Source organism: Paenarthrobacter sp. 22069 (assembly GCF_052046035.1).
Classification (GTDB): Bacteria; Actinomycetota; Actinomycetes; order Actinomycetales; family Micrococcaceae; genus Arthrobacter.
On the sequence record NZ_JBQEQF010000003.1, the window covers coordinates 49,762 to 69,030 of the forward strand.

17 protein-coding genes are annotated in these 19,269 nt (G+C 67.1%); 10 read left to right on the top strand and 7 right to left on the bottom strand.

The genetic code is table 11. From position 1 onward, the window contains the following. Positions 1-24: 24 nt before the first annotated feature. On the bottom strand, positions 25-717 hold the full coding sequence (locus ACTJK0_RS03030) for a GNAT family N-acetyltransferase (RefSeq protein ID WP_440744174.1): 693 nt from the start codon (positions 715-717) through the stop codon (positions 25-27). A 131-nt stretch (positions 718-848) separates the two neighbouring features. Here ACTJK0_RS03030 and trhO point away from each other — a divergent pair, with 131 nt between their 5' ends. Further along, complete coding sequence (gene trhO, locus ACTJK0_RS03035; RefSeq protein ID WP_440744175.1) at positions 849-1,745, top strand: oxygen-dependent tRNA uridine(34) hydroxylase TrhO; 897 nt, start codon at positions 849-851, stop codon at positions 1,743-1,745. A 98-nt stretch (positions 1,746-1,843) separates the two neighbouring features. Here the strand turns inward: trhO and ACTJK0_RS03040 are convergent, their stop codons facing one another. Together ACTJK0_RS03040 and ACTJK0_RS03045 are read right to left on the bottom strand one after the other, a co-directional pair. Beyond that, positions 1,844-2,407 carry a hypothetical protein gene (locus ACTJK0_RS03040; protein WP_440744176.1) on the bottom strand — a complete coding sequence of 188 codons (564 nt, stop codon included), beginning with the start codon at positions 2,405-2,407 and terminating at the stop codon, positions 1,844-1,846. A 49-nt stretch (positions 2,408-2,456) separates the two neighbouring features. Next, positions 2,457-2,933, bottom strand: coding sequence for a hypothetical protein (locus ACTJK0_RS03045; protein ID WP_440744177.1), 477 nt, complete (start codon positions 2,931-2,933; stop codon positions 2,457-2,459). Between the two features lie 44 nt (positions 2,934-2,977). Here ACTJK0_RS03045 and ACTJK0_RS03050 point away from each other — a divergent pair, with 44 nt between their 5' ends. The 5 genes from ACTJK0_RS03050 to proC all read left to right on the top strand — a co-directional run bounded on the left by ACTJK0_RS03050 (position 2,978) and on the right by proC (position 9,989). Continuing rightward, complete coding sequence (locus ACTJK0_RS03050; protein WP_440744178.1) at positions 2,978-4,627, top strand: DUF7059 domain-containing protein; 1,650 nt, start codon at positions 2,978-2,980, stop codon at positions 4,625-4,627. Between the two features lie 123 nt (positions 4,628-4,750). After that, positions 4,751-7,477, top strand: coding sequence for a type I DNA topoisomerase (gene topA / locus ACTJK0_RS03055; RefSeq protein ID WP_440744179.1), 2,727 nt, complete (start codon positions 4,751-4,753; stop codon positions 7,475-7,477). A gap of 38 nt (positions 7,478-7,515) precedes the next feature. Then, positions 7,516-7,935 carry an SseB family protein gene (locus ACTJK0_RS03060; RefSeq protein WP_110541693.1) on the top strand — a complete coding sequence of 140 codons (420 nt, stop codon included), beginning with the start codon at positions 7,516-7,518 and terminating at the stop codon, positions 7,933-7,935. 7 nt (positions 7,936-7,942) lie between these two features. Next, positions 7,943-8,935, top strand: coding sequence for a Ppx/GppA phosphatase family protein (locus ACTJK0_RS03065; RefSeq protein WP_440744180.1), 993 nt, complete (start codon positions 7,943-7,945; stop codon positions 8,933-8,935). Between the two features lie 220 nt (positions 8,936-9,155). Next, on the top strand, positions 9,156-9,989 hold the full coding sequence (gene proC / locus ACTJK0_RS03070; RefSeq protein ID WP_440744181.1) for a pyrroline-5-carboxylate reductase: 834 nt from the start codon (positions 9,156-9,158) through the stop codon (positions 9,987-9,989). 52 nt (positions 9,990-10,041) lie between these two features. Here the strand turns inward: proC and ACTJK0_RS03075 are convergent, their stop codons facing one another. Together ACTJK0_RS03075 and ACTJK0_RS03080 are read right to left on the bottom strand one after the other, a co-directional pair. Next, positions 10,042-10,728: a potassium channel family protein gene (locus tag ACTJK0_RS03075; RefSeq protein ID WP_043452434.1), complete on the bottom strand. Its 687-nt coding sequence runs from the start codon at positions 10,726-10,728 to the stop codon at positions 10,042-10,044. After that, a complete protein-coding gene (locus tag ACTJK0_RS03080) occupies positions 10,721-12,154 on the bottom strand; it encodes a TrkH family potassium uptake protein (RefSeq protein WP_440744182.1) in 1,434 nt (477 codons plus the stop codon). The genes ACTJK0_RS03075 and ACTJK0_RS03080 overlap by 8 nt, the downstream gene beginning before the upstream one ends. A 104-nt stretch (positions 12,155-12,258) precedes the next feature. On the opposite strand from ACTJK0_RS03080, the gene ACTJK0_RS03085 reads away from it, so the two are divergent. After that, entirely contained in the window at positions 12,259-13,470 is a 1,212-nt protein-coding gene (locus ACTJK0_RS03085; protein WP_110541689.1) for an acetoin utilization protein AcuC, read from the top strand. A 96-nt stretch (positions 13,471-13,566) separates the two neighbouring features. Next, on the top strand, positions 13,567-14,262 hold the full coding sequence (locus ACTJK0_RS03090) for an ArsR/SmtB family transcription factor (protein ID WP_440744183.1): 696 nt from the start codon (positions 13,567-13,569) through the stop codon (positions 14,260-14,262). Positions 14,263-14,265: 3 nt separating this feature from the next. Here ACTJK0_RS03090 and ACTJK0_RS03095 read toward each other — a convergent pair whose 3' ends face one another. Continuing rightward, the gene (locus tag ACTJK0_RS03095) at positions 14,266-15,603 is read right to left on the bottom strand and encodes an alpha-hydroxy acid oxidase (RefSeq protein ID WP_440744184.1); all 1,338 of its coding nucleotides are present in this window, start codon (positions 15,601-15,603) and stop codon (positions 14,266-14,268) included. Positions 15,604-15,664: 61 nt separating this feature from the next. Between ACTJK0_RS03095 and ACTJK0_RS03100 the strand changes: the two genes are divergently transcribed. Beyond that, on the top strand, positions 15,665-16,393 hold the full coding sequence (locus ACTJK0_RS03100; protein WP_440744185.1) for a FadR/GntR family transcriptional regulator: 729 nt from the start codon (positions 15,665-15,667) through the stop codon (positions 16,391-16,393). Between the two features lie 31 nt (positions 16,394-16,424). Here ACTJK0_RS03100 and ACTJK0_RS03105 read toward each other — a convergent pair whose 3' ends face one another. Beyond that, a complete protein-coding gene (locus tag ACTJK0_RS03105; protein ID WP_110541686.1) occupies positions 16,425-17,459 on the bottom strand; it encodes a LacI family DNA-binding transcriptional regulator in 1,035 nt (344 codons plus the stop codon). A 352-nt stretch (positions 17,460-17,811) separates the two neighbouring features. Between ACTJK0_RS03105 and ACTJK0_RS03110 the strand changes: the two genes are divergently transcribed. Next, the gene (locus tag ACTJK0_RS03110) at positions 17,812-19,266 is read left to right on the top strand and encodes a Gfo/Idh/MocA family protein (RefSeq protein WP_440744186.1); all 1,455 of its coding nucleotides are present in this window, start codon (positions 17,812-17,814) and stop codon (positions 19,264-19,266) included. Positions 19,267-19,269 lie beyond the last annotated feature (3 nt).

Sequence of the window (19,269 nt, forward strand, 5' to 3'; positions counted from 1 at the left end):
TCCGGCTCCGCCTGCGAGGCTGCGTCAGCTCAGGGATAGGTCCGATCCGTCATGCGATGCGGAAAGCATCAGGACCCGGGCCACGACGGACCAGCCGAGATGCGAATACAGCTTCTGCCCGTCCACGGACGCCAGCAGAAGGCCGGTCCGGATGCCGCGGCCGGACGCCTGGGCCGCCAATGCCCGCATGATCAGGCTCCCCAGGCCCCTGCGCTGGAATGCCGGCTGGGTGATGATCTTGTCGAAGACGGCGGTATCGCCCACCACAAAGGCCTGGCCGCTCGCCGCGACCCCGTCCCGCGAACGGACTTCGGCGTAATAGACGCCGTCCTGTTCGTACGTGGAAAGGCTCAGGTCGTCATCGGAAAGCCACGGGTCCTCCGCGTCCTGGGTTTCCATGTCAACGATCATCATCGCCTGCGAATCGGAGGTGACATTCAGGCCCTGCCGGCCTGCCATCGCCGCATACCGGGAGGGGTCGTTGGTGAGGATGGTCAGGACCCGGGCCGGGGCCTCCGCCGTCCTGCCGGCCAGCGCGGCGAATTCGTCATCAGTGGGTTCGGAGGCAAAGACTTCCCACTCCCCGCTGGTGTCAGCCCGGAGCGCGGCTGGAAAGCGGCCTTCGGAGGAGGTCCGGTAGCCGCGACATCCGGACCAGCCCGCAACCCACACTTCAAGCAGGCCAGTGATGTCTTCAACCACGGTTTCCGGACTCATGGCAAGAGATTATTCCAGCCGGGTCGCCAGCAACAGGGGGTGGCGAAGAGCTTATGCAATTGTGATCAGCACCAGCCGCCCGAAGGCAGCGGCAGAATCCGTCCGGCACCCCAGCCGGTACCCTTAAATACGTGGCTTTAAACAAGATTGTTCTCTTTTACGGCTTTACCCCCATCGCGGATCCGGACGCGGTGCGGCTTTGGCAGCGTGCCCTGTGCGAGAAGCTGGGTCTGACCGGCCGCATCATCATCTCCAAGGACGGGATCAACGCCACGGTGGGCGGGGAAATCGGCGCCGTTAAGCAGTATGTCAAGACCACCCGCGAGTACCCAGGGTTCCGCGGCATCGACGTCAAATGGTCCGACGGCGGTGCGGAGGACTTCCCCCGGCTCAGCGTGAAGGTGCGGGACGAGATTGTTTCCTTCGGAGCCCCCGGCGAACTCAAGGTCGATGCCAACGGCGTGGTGGGCGGCGGAAAGCACCTCAAGCCCGAGGAACTGCACCAACTGGTGGACGCCCGGAAGCGGGACGGCGGGGAGGTCGTGTTCTTCGACGGCAGGAATGCCTTCGAAGCCCAAATCGGCCGGTTCAAGGACGCGGTTGTCCCGGACGTGGCCACCACCCACGACTTCATCAAGGAACTGGACTCCGGCAAGTACGACGCCCTGAAAGACAAACCGGTGGTCACCTACTGCACCGGCGGCATCCGCTGTGAGGTCCTCTCCAGCCTCATGGTGAACCGCGGCTTTAAAGAGGTCTACCAGCTGGACGGCGGCATCGTCCGGTACGGCGAAACGTTCAAGGACCAAGGACTCTGGGAAGGGTCGCTCTACGTCTTCGACAAACGCATGCACCTGGAGTTCAGCGACGAGGCCAAGACCATTGGCCAGTGCGTGCGCTGCTCGGCGCCCACCCACAAGTTCGAGAACTGCTCCAACCCCAGCTGCCGCACGCTGACGCTGTACTGCGCCGAGTGCGCCGCAAGCCCCGAGACACTCCAGTGCCCCGGCGGCTGCGCGGCGGCCTGACGCCAGGCGGATTCCCGGAAAGACACCCCGCAGGCAACACCCGCCCGGGCCCGGGCCCAGGTCTGGGCCCGGCCCGCGATCCGGCCTGCTGATGATCCTCAGAGCCGGCGCACCCGGAACGCGAAGTTGGCTGGGGTCCTGGCCTCCAGCCTGACCATCAGGACGCTGTCCGTGGACAGGTAGATGACGTTTTCGCGGTTGATTCCGCATCTCAGGGCCAGGTCCATCAGGGTGAGGGTCTCGGTGCGCACCGTGAAGGTGACCCTGCGCTGGCTCCGGCAGGCGATGGCCAGGCTGTAGGTTCCGGTCTCCAGTACTGGCGACAAAATGGTCTGCACTTCCCCGTCGCCCAGGATCCCGGCATCGGCCTGGACTACCGGGCCCGTGCCGTCCGGGAGCGCCTGGAAGACCCAGTCGGGCAGATCGGCGGCGCTGACCGGGTCCTGTTGCAACGGGTCCCGGGTCGAGGCTGGAACCGGGGCCACGGTTGCGGTGCTTTGCGCGTCGGCCGCCCGGCCGTCGTCGTACGTATATTCACAGCCGGCCAGCGCACCTGCCGCAAGCACCAGCCCAAGGGCGACGGCGCCCGCCGGCTTCGGTGCCAGGGGCGCCCGTGCTGTCCTTCGGGAAAGTGGCGCGGGGGTTCCCCGCACGCTGGGCATAGTCAGACTTTATGCCCGCAAGGAGCTGCGGACCAGAGCCGGAAGACGGTTACTGCACCGGCGCCAGCTGGTAGGCGTAAAGCAGCGGAGCATCCACGCTGGAGCTGCTGATTTCCACCCGACCGGCCGCGGGCAGGCTGACCTTGGTGGTCTCCCGCCGGCCGTTGCAGGCTGCCCCTGCTTCCGTCACCGGCTTGCCGTCCAGTGTCACGGCGAAGAAGGCCTTGCCGGTGCCATCGCACACCGCCGTGAGCAGGTAGTTGCCGGCAGGCACCCTGGCGGCTTCCTGCACGATGCGGTCCCGGTTGAGGATCTTGCCGGAGTCCTGGAGCACAACACCCGGAGGTGTCGTGGGTAGGGCCGTGGCCCGCCATTTGGGGACGTCGGCGTTTTCCACGGAAGTCGCCGGCGAGCAACCCGCCAGGGCGAAGCTGAGGCCCGCGGCAACAACTGCCGCCGGCAGCAGGCGGCGCGCCGCAGCTGCTGCCCGGCGGGCACGCGGAATGAAGGCAAGGCGGGAAGGCATGGCTCCACCGTACCCCCGCGGCAACGCCGGACTAAACTTGGGCGGTGCCTAGATCCCCTTACGAGTTCACCGCCGGCAACACCCCCGATGCGCCCCGCAGCGACCTCCCGGACCTGCTGGCCGCCCTCGCTGCAGACCTGCACCGCCTGGACTACACGCTCGACGGCGTCGCCCGGCTGCTGGGCCCCACGGCCTCCGCGGCACTGAACCGGGACCAGATCATTCCCGCGCTGCTCGCTGCCGAGCGGGCAGTCGCGGAGGACGACGGCGCCGCGCCGCTTGCCGCCGTCGTCCGCTTGTGGCTCCTGGCCGAGCCCCAGGACCGGGCAACGCTCGACGACGCGCTGCCGGGCACCGGCGCGAAGGGCCTCGTGGACCTGGGGCTGGTGCAGCCCGTCCCCGGCTCGGACCTGCTCACGGCCAAGGCGGACCTGCGGCCGTACGGCTGGGACAAGAATGAGGACGGCAGCGGCGGTGCCGAACTGTGGGTGGCCAGCGACCTTGCCGCCCACCAGCAGGCCGGTGTGCTGCGGCACGACCACGTCCTTGGCATCGGGCAGGCATCCACAACCCTGGTGCAGACCACCATCCGCCGGCACACCGAGCGCGCGCTGGACCTGGGCACCGGCTGCGGCATCCAGGCCTTCCACCTGCTGCACCACTGCCAGCACGTGACCGCCACCGACATCTCCGCGCGCGCCCTGGCGTACACGAGGTTCAACATCCTGCTCAATGCGGACGCGCTGTCCGTCGACCCGGAGCGCCTCGAAGACCGGGTCAGCCTCCGTCTGGGGTCGCTCCTGCAGCCGGTGGCCGGGGAAGAGTTCGGCCTGGTGGTGTCCAACCCGCCGTTCGTCATCACCCCGCGCAGCGCCGGCGAGGACGCGGCTGACCAATTCACCTACCGTGACGGCGGCCTGCCGGGCGATGGGATTGTGTCCGCCCTGGTGGCAGACCTGCCCGGCATCCTGGCGCCCGGGGGCTGGGCGCAGATGCTGGGGAACTGGGAAGTTCCCGCCGACAGCAGCTGGGATGAGCGGCCAAAGTCCTGGGTGCGGCCTGGAACGGACGCCTGGTTCATCCAGCGCGAGCAGGTCAGCCCCGAACAATACGCCGAAACCTGGCTGCAGGACGCGTCCGAGTCCCGGGACCGGCAGCATTACCGGGAGGCGTACGCCGCCTATCTTGCGGACTTCGAATCCCGGAACGTTGAGGGAATCGGCTTCGGCATGGTGTGGCTGCGGCGTCCGGCCGAAGGGCGGCAGGCTTCCATCAGCCGCTTCGAGGAAATCACGTACCCCATCGGGCAGCCCATCGGACCCCACCTGGGGGCCGCCGTCGACCGGAGCGATTGGCTGGACCTGCACGATCTTGCCGGCACGCACTTGCTCGTGGCCGACGACGTCACCGAGGAACGCCACCAGCGCCCCGGGGCCGAGCACCCGGGGGTGATCCTGCTCCGGCAGGGTGCCGGGCTGCGCCGCACCAACCTGATGAGCACCGAGCTGGCCGGCTTCGTGTCGGCGTGCGACGGCGACCTGGCGGCCGGACAGATCGCCGGGGCTCTGGAAGCACTCCTGGGCGGCGGGGAGGGGTTCGACGCCGGGACTTTCCAGGGTGCGCTGCTCGCCGACGTGGCCAACCTGATCCGGGACGGCTTCCTGCTTCCGGCCGGGAATCCGGCCCTGGAGTAGGCCCCCTCAAGCCCTCAACGGAGCCCCGTCTTTTCCACATGAATGCGCACGATTCCCCAAAATATGGTGAACTAGGCGAACATGGGCTCATCTGCCCCAGCAACCTTTTTCTGTAGGAGCACCGTGCCAAGCAAGGCCAAAACCGGCAAGAAACTCGTGATTGTGGAGTCTCCGGCCAAGAGCAAGACCATCGCCAAGTACCTGGGCGAGGGCTTCATCGTTGAGGCCTCCATCGGTCACATCCGCGACCTGCCGCAGCCCTCCGAACTCCCCGCCGAGCTGAAGAAATCCTCCGTCGGCAAGTTCGCCGTCGACATTGAGCACGACTTCAAGCCCTACTACGTGGTGTCCCCGGACAAGAAGAAAAAGGTCACCGAGCTCAAGGCCGCGCTCAAGGATGCCGACGAACTCTATCTCGCAACCGATGGGGACCGCGAGGGCGAAGCCATCGCGTGGCACCTGCTGGAAGTGCTCAAGCCCAAGGTCCCGGTCTACCGGATGACGTTCGGTGAAATCACCAAGGAAGCCATCCAGCGCGCCATGGGCAACCTGCGCGACGTGGACCAGGACCTGGTGGACGCCCAGGAAACCCGCCGCGTCCTGGACCGCCTCTACGGCTACGAAATCTCGCCCGTGCTGTGGCGCAAGGTGGCCCGCGGCCTGTCCGCCGGGCGCGTGCAGTCGGTGGTGACCCGCATGGTGGTGGACCGCGAACGCGAACGCATGGCCTTCAGGGCTGCCTCCTACTGGGACCTGACCGGCCAGTTCGGCGCGGATTCGGGCTCCTTCAAAGCCAAGCTCGCCGCCGTGGACGGCTCCAAGGTGGCGTCCGGCCGGGACTTCAACGACAACGGCGAACTCACCTCCCGGAACGTGGCCCACCTCAACGAGGAACTGGCAACGTCCCTGGCTGCCGGGCTGCAGAACGCCGAGTTCCGCGTCCGCTCGGTGGACACCAAGCCGTACACCCGCCGCCCCGCGGCCCCGTTCACCACTTCCACGCTCCAGCAGGAAGCCGGGCGCAAGCTGCGCTTCTCCTCCAAGAGCACCATGCAGATCGCCCAGCGGCTGTATGAAAACGGCTACATCACTTATATGCGTACGGACTCCTCCGCCCTGAGCGATGAGGCCATCACCGCAGCCCGCCGGCAGGCCTCTGAACTGTATGGCCCGGAATACATTCCGCAGTCGCCTCGGGTGTACACGAACAAGGCCGCAAACGCCCAGGAAGCCCACGAGGCCATCCGCCCCGCCGGTGACTCCTTCCGCACCCCCGCCCAGGTGGCCAAGCAGCTCTCCGGGGACGAGTTCCGCCTCTACGAACTCATCTGGAAGCGCACCGTTGCCTCCCAGATGGGCGATGCCAAGGGCTCGACAGCGACCATCCGGCTCGGTGCTGTGTCCACTGACGGGCGTGACGCTGAGTTTTCCGCCTCCGGCACGGTGATCACGTTCCCCGGCTTCCTCGCAGCGTACGAGGAAGGCAAGGACGAGACCCGCGGCGACGACGATTCCGACGAAGCACGGCGCCTGCCCAACGTGGCCAAGGGCGACGCCCTCACGGCGTCGGACATCCAGGCTCTGGGCCACGAGACTTCGCCGCCGCCGCGGTATACGGAAGCGTCCCTGACCGCGGAGCTGGAAAAGAAGGGCATCGGACGCCCGTCGACCTACGCCTCCACCATCTCCACCATCCAGGACCGCGGCTACGTCCGGAAGCAGGGCTCGGCGCTGGTTCCCAGCTGGATCGCTTTCTCCGTGATCCGCCTCCTGGAGCAGCACTTCTCCGACTACGTGGACTACGAGTTCACGGCGGACATGGAAGGCGACCTGGACAAGATCGCCAACGGCCAGGAAGCCGGCGCATCGTGGCTCCGGCACTTCTACTTCGGTGAAGGCTCCGATCCGGGCCTGCTGAGCATCGTCAACAACCTGGGCGAGATCGATGCCCGGGAAATCAACTCGATTCCCATCACGGACCAGATCACCCTCCGGGTGGGCAAGTTCGGTCCGTACCTGGAAAGCTCTGCCGCCGTCGTGGACCCGAAGACCGGGGAGATCGTGGAATCGGCCCGCGCCAACGTCCCCGAGGACCTGGCCCCGGACGAACTGACCGCAGCCAAGGCCGTTGAACTGATGGAGACGGCTGCGCCGGAGGAACGGGTGCTCGGCGCCGATCCCCACACGGGGCACACGGTGGTGGCCAAGAACGGCCGCTACGGCGCCTACGTCACCGAGATCATCCCCGAGATGACCGACGAGGAACTGGCCAGGCAGCCGGTGGAGTACTACAAGAACGGCAAGCCCAAGCCGCCCAAGAAGCCGGTCAAGGCCAAGCCCCGGACGGGCTCGCTCTTCCAGTCCATGACGGTCGAAACCGTCACCCTGGACGAGGCGCTGCAGCTCATGAGCCTGCCGCGCGCGCTGGGCGAGGACGCCGAAGGCAACCTCATCACCGTGCAGAACGGCCGGTTCGGTCCGTACCTGAAGAAGGGGACCGATTCCCGCTCCATCGGGTCGGAAGAGGAAATCTTCACCATCACCCTGGAACAGGCCCTCGAGATCTACTCCCAGCCCAAGCAGCGCGGTGCCCGTGCCGCGGTGCCGCCGCTGGCCGAGTTTGGCCCGGACCCGGTGTCGGAGAAGAACATCGTGGTGAAGGAGGGCCGGTTCGGTCCCTACATCACCGATGGCATCACCAACATCACGGTTCCCCGCGCCACCTCGCTGGAGGAGCTCACGCGGGAGCAGGCAGTTGAGCTGCTGGCCGAGAAACGGGCCAAGGGACCGGTCAAGCGGACCGCCACCCGCAAGGCACCCGCCAAGAAGAAGGCAACGGCCAAGAAGTAGCGTTTGCATGCGGTTCCGGATCGTGATCGGCTAGTCACATGACTGAACAGCAGGGAATTGACGACAGCAACCCGCTCAACGAGCTCGAGGAGAAGCTCGCCACCGGCGGGCAGCCCGATGCGAACCCCGTGGACGTCATTCTGTCGTTCCTGAACAGCGAAGTCTACATCATCAGCTCGGACACCGTGGAGGGCATGGACTCCCAGGTGGAGCCGCTGGTCCTCGCCAACGCCGACGGCGACCCCGTCCTTGCCGTCTTCTCGCACCCGAGCAGGGTGGACCAGCAGTACCTGGAAGCGGCCCCCAACGTGCTGGGCACGCAGGGCGCCGCGATCATTGCCAACCTTGGCGACGAACTGGGCATGGTGATCAATCCGGGTGCCGCCTACGGCTTCGAGATCAATCCCGAGGGCGTGGCCAACATCCGGCGCGATTTCAAGCGCACTGACGAGCAATAATGTCCCCATGCGTCTAGGCGTCCTCGACATTGGGTCCAACACCGTCCATCTGCTCCTGGTGGATGCCCACCCCGGTGCACAACCGGTTCCGTTCGCGTCCCACAAGCGGCCGCTGTCCCTGGTGCAGTACCTTGAGCCGGACGGCAGCATCAATGACGAAGGACAGCACGAGCTGACCGAGTTCGTGCTGGAGGCCTGGGAATTTGCTGCCCGGCACAAAGCCGAGGACCTGCTGGCCTTTTGTACTTCGGCCATCCGCGAGGCCACCAATGGCCCGGAGGTGCTGGCCCGGGTCAAGCATGAGACCACCGTGACGCTCCAGGAACTTACCGGCAGCGAGGAAGCGTCCATGACCTTCTTCGCTGTTCGGCGCTGGCACGGCTGGGGCGCAGGTCCCATCCTGAACCTGGACATCGGCGGCGGCTCCTTCGAAATGGCTTTCGGCCAGGATGAACTGCCCGAAGTGGCAACATCCGTGCCGCTTGGCGCCAGCCGGCTGACCCGGGACTGGCTGGCCGAGGACCCGCCGTCGGCCAAGAGCGTGAAGGAGCTCCGGCGCTACATCCGGGCCACGCTCAAGCCTGCCGTCCGCGAGTTCGACGGCCTGGGCCGCGCGAACGTGGTGGCCGGTACCTCCAAGACGTTCCGTTCCCTGGCCCGGATCGCCGGTGCCGCCCCCAGCGCCGAGGGCCCTTACGTCAAACGCGAACTGCACGCCTCCGACCTGGGGATCTGGACCCAACGGATCTCGGCGATGAGCTCTGAAGACCGGCTGCACCTTCCCGGTGTCTCCGAGGCGCGCGCCCACCAGCTCCTGGCCGGCGCCCTGGTGGCCGAGGCCGCCCTGGAAATGTTCAAGTTCAAGAAGCTCCGCATCTGCCCATGGGCGCTCCGTGAAGGGCTCATCCTCCGGCGGCTGGACCAGCTGGTTTTCTCAGGGCCGTTGGAACCTGCGCCGCACGTGGCCTCCGCTTCCCGTGCGGTGGAGGCCCCTGTCTAGTCCAGGTCCGGCGTTAAACGCGGAAGCACCGGGGCGGGCAACAGGAAAATGGGGGAAAACCTGTCGCCGCGCCGCCGGTGCCCTGGCAGACATCCCCATGCCTGCCGCATCACTCGCACCCTCAATGAGGTAATAACTACGTTAGGACCCCAAGTTGTGTGCTGCCTGCGCCCAAGATTGGAGTTGCCTGTGAATGCGTGCGAACTGCAATGATGGAGGCATGAGCAACCGAATCGCATTCCTTGGCTGTGGATCCATGAACGAGGCCATTCTTGGCGGCCTGCTGGAAGCAGGAACGGAGCCCGCGGACGTGGTGGCCACTGTCCGCCGCGCCGCGCGCGCCCAGGAACTGGCGGAGCGTTACCCCGGCATCACCGCCATCGCCGGCGAGGAAGAGCCCGATAACAACAGGCAGGCCACCAAGGGCTCCGCCGTCGTGATCCTCGGCGTCAAGCCGGTGGGCATCGCGGACCTGGCGCGCGAAATCGGCCCAGCGCTTTCCCCGGACACTGTGGTGGTCAGCGTGGCCGCGGCGGTCTCGATCGCCCAACTGGAGGCAGCGCTTCCCGCGGGGCAACCGGTCATCAGGACCATGCCCAACACGCCGGCAAAGCTGGGCCGCGGCGTCGTCTCCGTCTCGCCCGGTACCCACTGCACACCTGAGCAGCTCCGGAAGGTCAAGGACATCCTGCAGGGCGCCGGCACCGTCGTCGAGGTCCCCGAGGACCAGGTGGACGCGCTCTCGGCGATCAGCGGGTCCGGCCCCGCCTACGCCTTCTACCTGGCTGAAGCGATGGCATCGGCAGGGGAGAAGCTGGGCCTCGACCGGGAGTTGTCGTTGCTGCTGGCGCGCGAAACGGTGGCCGGCGCAGGGCTGATGCTTGCCGAGCCCGGCGCGGATCCCGCCGCGCTGCGGAAGGCGGTCACCAGTCCCAACGGCACCACCGAGCGCGCCATCGCCACCTTTGACGAGCAGGGCATTCCGGCCATCATTGCCGCCGGCGCCCGGGCTGCAGCCGACCGCGCAGCGGAGATCACCCGCCAGCTTGGCTAGCGGTGGCGGGCGGGTCGAAACCCGGTTTCGACCCGCCCACCCTCCGGGATAATCAGGGCCGGGCGGCGAACCGCTCCAGCAGGTCCACGTGGCCGGAGACGATAAGCATGTCCCGCGAGGAAACCTTGGTCTCGGGACGGGCATACGTGAAGTCCTCGCCGGGGGACTTCACGCCCACAATGGTGACGCCGTACTTGGAGCGGACCTTGGACTCGTCCAGCGTGAACCCCACCGTCTCGCGCGGCGGGTACATCTTCACGATGGCAAAGTCGTCGTCGAACTCGATGAAGTCCAGCATGCGCCCCGACACCAGGTGCGCGGCGCGGACTCCGGCGTCGGCCTCGGGGTAGATGACGTGGTTGGCGCCGATGCGCGTGAGGATCTTGCCGTGGGAGGGGGTGATTGCCTTCACCCAGAGGTGTTCAATGCCCAGGTCCACGAGGTTGACGGTAATCAGCACCGAGGACTCGATGGAGGTGCCCACGCCCACGACGGCGGAGCTGAACTCCTGTGCGCCCAGCTGGCGGAGGGCGTCGATGTTGGTGGCGTCGGCCTCCACCACGTGGGTCAGCAGCGGAGCCCATTTCTGCACCAGGCTCCGGTCGCGTTCGATCGCGAGGACTTCCCGGCCCTGCTTAACCAACTGCTCCGCGGTGGACGATCCGAAGCGGCCCAGCCCGATGACCAGGACCGGGGCGTTATGGGCGGGGCGCCTGGGGGCGTCGGTGGAACTAGCCAATGATCGGCCTCTCTTCGGGGTAGTGGTACAACTGGCTGCGCTGGCGCAGGGCCAGTGCAGCGGCGAGGGTAACTGTACCCACACGGCCCGCGAACATCAGCACCGTGAGGACGTAGACGCCGGCGGGCGGGACTTCCGCACTCAGGTTGGTGCTGAGTCCCACGGTGGCGAACGCGGAAATCGTCTCGAAAAGGACCCGGTCAAGCGACTGGCCGCTGATGTGCAGCAGCAGGAAGGCCGACACTGACACCAGGGTGGCGCCGGCGACAATCACGGAGATGGCCACCCGCATGCTGCCCTGCGGAATGGTCCTGCCGTAGACCTTGACGTCGGCATCGCCGCGGGCCTCGGCGATGATGGCCAGGAACATCACGGCGATGGTTGTCACCTTGATGCCGCCCGCCGTGGACGCGGAGCCGCCGCCGGCGAACATCAGGGCGTCGGTCAGGAGCATGGTGGTGGAGTCCATCTGGTTCTGGTCCACCAGGTTGAATCCACCCGAACGGGTCATTACGGAGGCGAAGAGCGCGTGGGTGATCTTGTCGCCCACGCTCATCGTGCCGATGGTCCGGACGTTGTCCCACTCCATCAGGGCCCACAGGAAAGCTCCCGCCACCAGCAGGATGAGGGACACCTGGATGGTGAGCTTGGTGTGGAGGTTCCACTTCTTCCAGTTCAGCCCGTTTTGCTGCAGCACCATCACCACAGGGAACCCCAGGCTGCCCATGAAGACCCCCACCATAAGGGGGATAAGGATCCAGAGGTCGGTCTCGTAGGGCACGATGCCGTCCGAGTGCGGGGTGAAGCCGGCGTTGTTGAAGGACGAAATCGCATAGAAGATGCCGTGCCAGACAGACTGCCAGAAGGGCTCGCCCAGCGCGAGGAACCGCGGTATCAGCGCGAGGGCAAGGACCCCTTCGATGACCACGGACGTGCTGATGACGATCCGGAGCAGCGTACCCACCTCGCCCAGGCGGCCGGCGTTGTTCATGGATTCCGCAGCGATGATCTTGCCGCGGACACCAAGCCGCTTGCTCACCATCAGGGCCAGCAATGACGCGAGCGTCAACGTTCCCAGGCCGCCGATGAAGATGCCCACCAGGATCACCAGTTGGCCGAAGAAGGACCAGTGGACCGCCGTCGACACCACCGTGAGCCCCGTTACGCACACCGCCGATACCGCGGTGAAGAGCGCCTGGTGGACGGGCGTGGGGGTTCCGTCGGCAGAGGAGACCGGGAGGGACAGCAGGAAGGTGAACACGGTGCAGACCGCCGCGAACGCGGTCAGGGCCAGCCGGGCCGGGGTGGTGTTGGCGATGTCGTCGATGAAGTCGCGCAGCCGCGTCAAGATCCAAAGGCCCTCCCGCTCCTGCGCCGGGGGGTGCCAGGTGGCCGCAATCCGGGGCCTCGACTGGCTCTGCGTCATGTGTGGCTTTTCCTCGGTTGAAACGGCTTCCCCCAGTAGTAAACCACTAAAGGCCGCGCCGTGGCCCGACGGGCGGCGGTGCGCGCTCGGGTAGCCTGTGATTGATGACATACCTGCCCGGACTTCGCCAGCCCGCGCCGCCGACGATGGTGGCGTGGAGTCCAGACATGACAGCGTACAACTTTGGCCCCGGCCATCCCATGGCGCCGGAGCGGATGGACCTGACCGCCCGCCTGGCCCGCAGCCTTGGGCTCTTCGATCTGGACCATGTCGAGGTGGCGGCGCCGGAGGTGGCATCCGACGCGGAGCTGGAGTCTGTCCATTCGCCCGACTACGTGGCGGCAGTTCACCGGGTCAGCGAAGATCCCGCACAGCCGGACGAATCCCGCGGCCTGGGGACGGAGGACGATCCCGCATTTGCCGGCATGCATGAGGCGTCGGCCCGGCTGGCCGGCGGGTCCCTGCTTGCCGCCGAACGGGTGCTTGACGGTTCTGCCGTCCACGCTGTGAACTTCGGCGGCGGAATGCACCACGCGGCCCGGGACCGGGCCAGCGGCTTCTGCATCTATAACGACGCCGCCCTTGCCGTGCAGAAGCTGCTCGACGGCGGGGTGCGCAAGGTGGCCTACATCGACGTCGACGCCCACCACGGCGACGGGACGCAGAACATCTTCTGGGACGACCCCCGCGTTTTGACGCTCTCGCTGCACGAGACGGGGCTGACCCTCTTCCCGGGAACCGGCTTCGCGAATGAGATCGGCGGCCCTGCCGCTGAAGGAACGGCTGTGAACGTGGCCCTGCCGGCCGGCACCGCGGATGCCGGGTGGCTGCGGGCGTTTTATGCCGTGGTGCCCCAGCTGGTGGGTGCCTTCGCGCCGGAGGTGATCGTGAGCCAGCACGGCTGCGATTCGCACCGCAGTGATCCGCTCACGCACCTTAACCTCAGCGTGGACGGGCAGCGCGAGGCGGCGAACGCCGTCGGGCATCTCGCGGAGCGCTACTGTGGCGGCCGCTGGATCGCCACCGGCGGCGGGGGCTACAACGTGCTGGAGGTGGTGCCGCGGGCATGGAGTCACCTGGTGGCCATTGCGGCGGGGCGGCCCGTGCCGGTGCGCACCCCCGTGCCGGGTGACTGGCGGCAGTACGTGATGGAGAAGTTCGGCACGGAGGCGCCCGCCCTCATGGGGGATGACGTGGAGCTGTGGTGGCGGTCCTGGGAAGTGGGCTTCGATCCCAACGACGCTGTGGACCGTACCGTCATGGCCACCCGCAAGGCCGTGTTCCCGCTGCACGGACTGGACCCTTGGTTCGACTAGTACATGTCGACCAGCACAAAAAGCTCCCCGCTCAGGGCTGCGGCCGCCCTGAAATAGTTGATGCCTTTCGGCGTATATGTCGCTAGGGTGGGAGGCATGGTGACAGACGACGTATTTGCCGTCATAGCGGAATCCACGCGGCGGGACATCCTGGTGGCCCTGCGCGCAGGTGACAAAGCCGTGGGGGAGTTGGTGGAGGAACTGGCGGCGAGCCAGCCCACCATTTCCAAGCACCTGAAAGTCCTTCGTGAAGCACAGCTCGTCAGCATGCGCGCGCAGGGCCAGAAGCGGTACTACGCGCTCAACCGCGGGCCGCTCGAGGGAATCGCCAGCTGGCTGGAGACGTTCGACGTCGGCGCCGGCACCAAAGCGTCCGCGTCACCCAATCCGCTTCAGTCAGTCCCGGGCCATGCAGCGCCAGTCGGGGAAGCGCCGGCCGCGAAAGCGCAGGACGAAAAGGAACAGGGCCAGAAAGAGCTGGGCCAGGAGGCCCCGGAGCAGGCAGCCGCCCACCTGAAGGAAGGCGTTGCCGCTGCCGCCGCTTCCCTGCCCACGGCCTCCCGGGCAGCGGAGCCGCCGCAGCCGGCCCGGGAGGAAATCCCGGCACCCGTCCTGGTGAGGGAAGGCGCGGAGCTGAGCCCCGCCGTCGTGATCCCCGGTGGTACCGCAGCCCCGCTCAGTGACGACAGCGTCCCGCAGCAGATTGGCCGCACCGTGGGCCGCGCCGCCACCAAAGCCGCGGACCTGCTGGCCAATCTGCCCACCCTGCCCAAGTTCGGGCGCAGGAAATAGCGCCTATTTCCCCAGCAGCCGCACATGGTCCGGGGTCAGCTCCGAAACCCGGCTGACACCGAGCAGGGCCATGGTTCGTGCCATGTCCTTCTCCAGGATCTGGAGGGTCCGGTCCACGCCGGCCCGGCCTCCGGCCATCAGGCCGTACAGGTACGCGCGCCCGATCAGGGTGAAGTCGGCACCCAGCGCCAGCGCGGCTACGATGTCCGCGCCGCTCATGATGCCGGTGTCCAGGATGATGGCGGCGTTGCTGTTCGCGTCACTCAAGGCCTGCTTGACCTCCGGGAGCAGGTGGAACGGGATGGGCGCGCGGTCGAGCTGGCGGCCGCCGTGGTTGGACAGGACAACGCCGTCGGCGCCATGGTCCACCACGCGGCGGGCGTCCTCCACGGTCTGGATGCCCTTGACCACCAGCTTGCCCTTCCAGGCTTCGCGGAGCCAGTCCAGGTCCTCGAAGGTGAGCGTGGGGTCGAACATGGAATTGATGAGGTCCGCCACGGTACCGGTGTAGCGGGACAGGGACGCGAAGGTCAGCGGTTCGTGGGTGAGGAAGTTGAACCACCAGGCGGGCCGGTAGGAGGCATCCAGGACGGTCTTGAGCGTCAGTGCCGGCGGGATGGTCATGCCGTTGCGGACGTCCCGGAGGCGGGCGCCGGCGACGGCTGTGTCCACGGTAACCATGAGCGTGTCGTTGCCGGCCTTCGCGGCGCGTTCGATCAGTTCCAGGGAACGGTCACGGTCCGTCCACAGGTACAGCTGGAACCAGTTGCGGCCGTTCGGGGCGGCGGCCGCCACGTCCTCGATGGACGCCGTGCCCATGGTGGACAGGGTATAGGGGATGCCGGCGGCTTCGGCTGCCCGCGAGCCCGCATATTCGCCCTCGGACTGCATCATCCGGGTGAAGCCGGTGGGCGCAATCCCGACCGGCAGCCGGGAGGGTTTGCCGAGGATGTCCGTGCTGAGGTCGATGCTGGAGACGTTGCGCAGGATGCCGGGCCGAAACTCGATGTCCAGGAAGGCCTGGCGGGCGCGGCGGAGGGTGATCTCCTCCTCGGCGGCCCCGTCCGTGTAGTCGAAGGGCGCCTTGGGGGTGCGGCGCTTGGCGATGTCGCGCAGTTCCCAGATGGTGCTGGCCCGCTTCAGCCGGGCTTCCTTGCTGAACTCCGGTTTCTTGAACTGCATCAGGGGCGCGAGGTCCGAGTACTTGGGGATGCGGCGCTTGAGCGCGGGAGGCTGGGCGGACGACGACGGCGCCGGGCTGGCTGCCGGTGCTGCCGGAATGTCCGTGGTCCCCGGAGCCGGGGTGGCTTCGGGATTGTTTGGCTGGATTGTGTGCGTCATGGCGTCCTTCCGTGCGGCTGCTGCCGGTCCGGTGTCCTGTGGTCCAACCACACTCTAGGCCATGTGGTTGGACCACATCAAGTACCATGGACGGGTGCGTACCCATCAGCTGGTCCTGTCCTGGATCGAGAACGAGCTCGCTGCCGGAAGGCTCGCCGTGGGCGGGCGGCTGCCCGCCGAACGAAGCCTGGCCGCGCAGCTCGAGGTATCCCGTACCTCGGTCCGGGAGGCCGTCCGGATCCTGGAGGCGATGGGGGTGGTCCGTGCCGGCGTGGGCTCAGGCCCGGACGCAGGCACGGTGGTGATTTCGGACCCGACCTCCGCTCTTGGCTCCGCCCTCCGGTTGCACGTCGCCACGCAGCACCTGCCCGTGGCGGACATCGTGGAAACCCGCATCCTGCTTGAATCCTGGGCCGCAGCCAGGGCCCGTCCTGATGCCCCGGAACTGGCGGAAGCGGCCGCCCTGCTGGACGCCATGGACATGCCGGAGGACCTGCCGGTCAACGACTTCCTGGCCCTCGATGTCCGGTTCCACCTGGCCCTGGCCAAGGCCGCCGGCAACGCCGTGGTCAGCGCCATGATGGGTTCGCTGCGCGAAGCCATCCAAGGTTATGCGGCTGAGTTGACTGCCGGCTTTTCGGACTGGCAGGCAACCGCGGCAAGGCTGCATGGGGAGCACCAGGGCATCCTGGCGGCCATAAGGAACGACGACGGCGGGCGTGCGGCCGTGCTGGTGGCCGCCCATATTGAGGGGTACTACAACGAGGCCGGGCTGGGGAGCGGCGCCTGACGGCCCGCGGGGACTCGGCCGTGCACTGACCTCAGCCGTGGACTGTGCTGCGCGGGGCCTTGACCGGGCCGGTGCTGGCCCGGACTTCCAGGCGCGGCTCGTAGCGGCCACCGGGAGTTTCGTTTCCTTCCTTCCGGATGAGTGCGCGCAACTGGTGCCATGCCTGCTCACCCAGCTCGGTGATGGGTACCGCTGCGGTGGTCAGTGCCGGGGTCGTATACCTGGCGAAGGGAATATCGTCGAAGCCGGTGACCGAAATGTCGCCCGGGACATCCAGGCCGCGCTCGTGCAGGCCACTCATCAGGCCCATGGCCACCAGGTCGTTGAAGGCCAGGATGCCGGTGGCTCCGCTGGCCAGCACGGCATCAACGGCTTCATGCCCGGTGTCGAAGTCCGAACCGCCTTCCAGCATGGCCACGTCAACCCCGGGGTGGGCAGCCTTGAACTTTTCCAGGCCTTTGAGGCGCATCTCATTGGAGGCGCTGCGGGGCGGTCCCGCGAGGAAAGCCAGGCGGGTGTGGCCCAGTTCCACCAGGTGCCCGGCGATGTCCTGGACACCCTGGCCGTAGTCCACCACCAGGCTGGGCACATCCGGGGCGCCGGTGGTGCGGTTGATCAGGACCAGGGGATGGAGTGAGGGTGAGATCTCCTCCAGTTCCGCGTCGGTCATGCGGGGGGCGCACAGCACCAGGCCGTCGCACCGCCGCCTCGCCTCGCCGGCCAGGATCGACTCCTCGCTGGACACTTCAAAGGAGTCGGCTATGAGCACCCGGTAGCCGTCCTGGGCGGCGGCCCTGCTCAAGCCGCGGAGGATCGCCTGGAAGGTGGGGTTGGCCAGGTCGGGCACCACGATGCCGATGGTGTCCGTCTTGCCGAGGGCCAGGCTGCGGCCCACCGGGTTGGGCTGGTACTTCAGTTCCGCAGCGGCCGCCCGGACCCGGGCCGCGATGTCCGGGTCCACGGTGAAGTTTCCGTTCATGACGCGCGAAACCGTGGCATGCGAAACTCCCGCTTTCACGGCGACATCCGCGATGCCGATCCGGCCGCTTGCCGATTTCCTGGCCATAAGGAACCCTTCGTTTGCGCCGACGGGCGGTGCGGCCGCGGCAGACTGGTCTCCGCGGCAGCCGCCCCTGGACGGCAGGTGCTTTGACAGCCAGCATATACGGGAGCGGGAAAGCGATTTCTACTCCTTTCCCGCCCGTTTTCCGGCGCGCTGCCCTCAACTTCACCGAAAATGGCGGGAAAACGCTTTCTTCTCTTCCTGAAAGTGGTTGACGGATCTGCCGACAGGTTGATACAACATCTATAGAGCAACGAGAAAACGCTTTCTCAGAACTCTTCGCCCGGTGCAGCAAAGTGCCGCCGCCGAATCACCGCAACCGCCTGCGGGACACGAGTTTTCGAAAGGGACCCCCATGGTCAACACAGCCGAGACCACGCCGGCCGCCGCTGCTTCTGACGCCGGCACCGCTGCCGGCGCTGACCCCGCCGCCGCTGCACTTGCACCCGGACAGCGTGGAAAGGCCCGGATCGCCTTGATTGGCACCGGCGGCCGCTCCGAGATGTACATCCGCGCCATCTTCGGCAAGCATGCGGACACTGCCGAGCTGGTGGCCTTTTCGGACGTCAACCCCGGGCGCGTGGAGTTCTACCAGAAACTGATCCAGGAGCAGGGTGCCCCGGGGCCCGTGGCCTCGTTCGACCCCGCGGGTCTCACCAGCTTTGTCCGGGCCAACAGCATCGACCGCATCATCGTCACTACGCCGGACTACACCCACGCCGACTACATCGTGGAGGGACTCCGGGCGGGGGCAGACGTCGTCGTCGAAAAGCCCCTGACCATCGACGCGGAAAGCTGCCGCCGCATTGTCCAGGCCGTCCAGGAAACCGGCCGGAACGTGGTGGTGACGTTCAACTACCGCTACTCGCCGCGCAACAGCGCCCTCAAGGAAATCATCCAGAGCGGCGTGATCGGCACGGTTACCTCCGTCGACTTCAGCTGGGTCCTGGACACCGTCCACGGCGCGGACTACTTCCGCCGCTGGCACCGCGAGAAGAAGAACTCCGGCGGCCTGCTGATCCACAAGGCCTCCCACCACTTCGACCTGGTCAACTGGTGGATCGACGACGTTCCCGAACGTGTCTTCGCGTCGGGCGGCCTGAAGTTCTATGGCGACAAGAATGCCGCCGAGCGTGGCCTGGGCCCCCGCCCGGAACGCGGGACGCCCGACGCCGGTGCCCCCGCCGGGGAAAAGGACCCCTTCGCGCTGGACCTGAGGGAGGATGACCGGCTCAAGGCCCTCTTCCTGGACAACGAGCACTACGACGGCTACCGCCGCGACCAGGACGTCTTCACCGGCGGCATCACCATCGAGGACAACCTGGCCCTGGTGGTGGAATACCAGGGCGGCCCTCGACTCAGCTACTCGCTAAACGCCCACAGCCCATGGGAGGGCTACCGGGTGGCAGTCAACGGCACCGAGGGGCGCGCGGAGCTGGAAGTGGTGGAGCGCGCCGCGGTCCTGCACAGCACGGACCAAAAGACCGTGGTGGACCCCAGTGCCACGCCCGTGGAGGAAGAGGACGCAGTACGGCGCAACGGCGAACGCCTGGTGGTCCAGCGCCACTGGGAGGCTGCCTACGAAGTACCGATCGTCAACGGCGAAGGCGGTCACGGAGGAGGCGACGAACTGCTGCTCTCGGATCTCTTTAACGGCCCCGGCGAGGATCCGCTGGGCCGCCCTTCCGGCTACCTGGACGGCCTGCGCTCCGTTTCCGTGGGGATCGCCGGCAACCGGTCGCTCGAAACCTCCCTGCCCGTCCGCGTGGAGGACCTGGACCTCGGCGTCGACCTGCGCCGCGGCAAGTAAGGA

Coding starts and splice junctions, on each gene's coding strand:
- ACTJK0_RS03060 (WP_110541693.1), top strand. CDS start 7,516: ATGACTGAACAGCAGGGAATTGACGACAGCAACCCGCTCAACGAGCTC.
- proC (WP_440744181.1), top strand. CDS start 9,156: ATGAGCAACCGAATCGCATTCCTTGGCTGTGGATCCATGAACGAGGCC.
- ACTJK0_RS03030 (WP_440744174.1), bottom strand. CDS start 717: ATGAGTCCGGAAACCGTGGTTGAAGACATCACTGGCCTGCTTGAAGTG.
- ACTJK0_RS03065 (WP_440744180.1), top strand. CDS start 7,943: ATGCGTCTAGGCGTCCTCGACATTGGGTCCAACACCGTCCATCTGCTC.
- ACTJK0_RS03090 (WP_440744183.1), top strand. CDS start 13,567: ATGGTGACAGACGACGTATTTGCCGTCATAGCGGAATCCACGCGGCGG.
- ACTJK0_RS03110 (WP_440744186.1), top strand. CDS start 17,812: ATGGTCAACACAGCCGAGACCACGCCGGCCGCCGCTGCTTCTGACGCC.
- ACTJK0_RS03080 (WP_440744182.1), bottom strand. CDS start 12,154: ATGACGCAGAGCCAGTCGAGGCCCCGGATTGCGGCCACCTGGCACCCC.
- ACTJK0_RS03045 (WP_440744177.1), bottom strand. CDS start 2,933: ATGCCTTCCCGCCTTGCCTTCATTCCGCGTGCCCGCCGGGCAGCAGCT.
- ACTJK0_RS03105 (WP_110541686.1), bottom strand. CDS start 17,459: ATGGCCAGGAAATCGGCAAGCGGCCGGATCGGCATCGCGGATGTCGCC.
- ACTJK0_RS03085 (WP_110541689.1), top strand. CDS start 12,259: ATGACATACCTGCCCGGACTTCGCCAGCCCGCGCCGCCGACGATGGTG.
- ACTJK0_RS03100 (WP_440744185.1), top strand. CDS start 15,665: ATGTGGTTGGACCACATCAAGTACCATGGACGGGTGCGTACCCATCAG.
- ACTJK0_RS03040 (WP_440744176.1), bottom strand. CDS start 2,407: ATGCCCAGCGTGCGGGGAACCCCCGCGCCACTTTCCCGAAGGACAGCA.
- ACTJK0_RS03095 (WP_440744184.1), bottom strand. CDS start 15,603: ATGACGCACACAATCCAGCCAAACAATCCCGAAGCCACCCCGGCTCCG.